The organism is Okeania sp. (assembly GCF_983059655.1).
Genome location: NZ_CEZPJD010001077.1, coordinates 1 through 2,182 on the forward strand (window position 1 = coordinate 1; position 2,182 = coordinate 2,182).

At 35.2% G+C, this 2,182-nt stretch carries 2 protein-coding genes; both read right to left on the reverse strand.

Annotated elements, in window-relative coordinates; translation table 11 throughout:
* Positions 1-410: 410 nt before the first annotated feature.
* A complete protein-coding gene (locus AC3DU7_RS31945; protein WP_488043246.1) occupies positions 411-980 on the reverse strand; it encodes a fasciclin domain-containing protein in 570 nt (189 codons plus the stop codon).
* Positions 981-1,348: 368 nt separating this feature from the next.
* Complete coding sequence (locus AC3DU7_RS31950; protein WP_488043247.1) at positions 1,349-2,164, reverse strand: MBL fold metallo-hydrolase; 816 nt, start codon at positions 2,162-2,164, stop codon at positions 1,349-1,351.
* Positions 2,165-2,182 lie beyond the last annotated feature (18 nt).

Consider the following 2,182-nt stretch of genomic DNA (forward strand, 5'->3'; position numbering starts at 1 on the left):
AAACAGAAAAAAAACAAGGTTTTTTAGTATACCTAGATAAAATTTAAATTCTTTACAACCAAAAGAAATAATTCAAGCTATATGATAGCAATTAAAAAAATAATTTTACAAATAATCAGAATAATAAAAATAATTTAACCAAATTTTCCTTTGATTATAAAGAGATCTTCAAGCCAATAAATGATATTTCAACTAAAAATTTCTTATACCAAATCCGGTTTTGAAAAGCGAATTTGTCTAAATTATTCTAACCCTTCTGCCCTCTGCCTTCTGCCTTACCTTCACAATAAACCTTCTATGTAAACCGGATTTGATATTATTTCTGATTTCAATTAAAAAACCCATTCATAAGCATAGTTAAGAATGGGTTTAATCCACATATTTTAAATAAATGGTATAACTCTAATTAATTAGTCAGGAATAATTACTGTATCAATCACATGAATTATACCATTACTCGCAGGTACATCTGCTTTCAGCACTTTGGCATCTCCTACCTTCACACCTGCATCAGAAACTTTGACTTCTACTTCACTACCTTCCACAGTCTTAACCATTCCAGATTCTAAGTCGCCAGACATTACTTTACCAGGGACTACATGATAAGTCAGAATTTTTACCAGTTTATCTTTGTTTTCTGGTAATAATAACTTTTCTACTTTTCCAGCTGGTAAAGCTGCAAATGCTTCGTCAGTAGGAGCAAATACTGTGAAAGGGCCTTCTCCTTGGAGTGTTTCTACCAAACCAGCAGCCTTTAGTGCCGCAGCCAAAGTATTAAATTGACCTGCTTCTGCTGCAGTTGCCACAATATCCTTAGAGTGAGAGTCAGCAATTTGTAAAGGTTGGTTAGCTAATGACTGAGTTAAGGATTTTTGAGAGAAGTTAGCTACTGCGGGTAGACCGAAGAATGCGCCAGTACCAACTAATCCTAAGATAGCGATCGCTTTTTGAACTATATTTAAACTTTTTTGATTATTCATCATTTACCTCTACTATTCCATAAAATAAAACGCCATAGTATATGACGCTTTGATATTTTTCTTGCATTATCTTAGCGTATCACCGAATTTAAGGTTGCTGTTCTTAGAAACTTACAACTATCAACTATCTGTAAAATCTATGATTTTCAATAGTCTGCTCTATTCGGTGCTTCTACCTAGCAACGTCGGCGTTATCCAGTCCACAGAGAGACGCTGGCGCGAAATGCGTTAGCGGAGCGTAGCTCTCACTAACCACCGTAGAAGCTCACATCTAGAATAAATGTAAACTTATATGAAAAATTGTAGCAAAATTTTAAGTAGTGTCAAGATAATTTACATAATTACACTCAATTTTTACTTTTCAGTTTTTAATTAATTCCGAGAGAATCTGGAGATATCTGATCAAATCCATAGCTCAAAACTTCTATTATAGAGCCTTCTTGAGGTACATCAGCTCTAGTAATCGAAATTGTATCCTGATTGACAACTCTTACTGGAGTTCCTTCCATCACACCAAGAAATTCTTCTATAGAAGCAATATCGCAAGTAGCTTCATCAGCAGCTTCAGTTTTGTAATGAGTAGGAATCACAATTCTAGGTTTTAGAACTTCCAACGTCTGTTTTGCCTCCAAAGGAGTATATGCTTTTGGCCCTCCACCTACAGGAATGAGTAGCAAATCTGGACGCCCAATTAAAATACGTTCTTCTATTCCAATGGGACTTGCTAGTCCCCCTAAATGTAAAATCTTGATTCCTGCTTGCTTCCATAACCAAGCCACATTAGTCCCGAACCGACGTCCACCTTCTCTATCTTTAGTAGTACGAATTCCTTGAATTTGTCTATTATCAACCTGATAAACCCCAGGTTCATATAACAACATTGGTGGGGGATTACTTGTAAAACCTTCTACTACTCCCTCATCTAATAATCTACTACTAATTAGAATTAAATCTGTATCTACTGTAGGATTACGATATCCTGCTGTACAACCTATTGGGCGAAAAGGATTTACTAATACTTTAGTTGCTGCATCTTCAAATAAAAAGCAAGTATGTCCTAACCATTTAATTGTTAAAGATTCTCCTGTTTGTGCTTGAGAGTGGTGAAATTTAGATGTTAAACCAGTTCCCATTAAGGCTAATAAACTTGCTTGTGCATAACGTATCAATTTTCGCCGTTTCATCTTAATTTGTTTGACTAT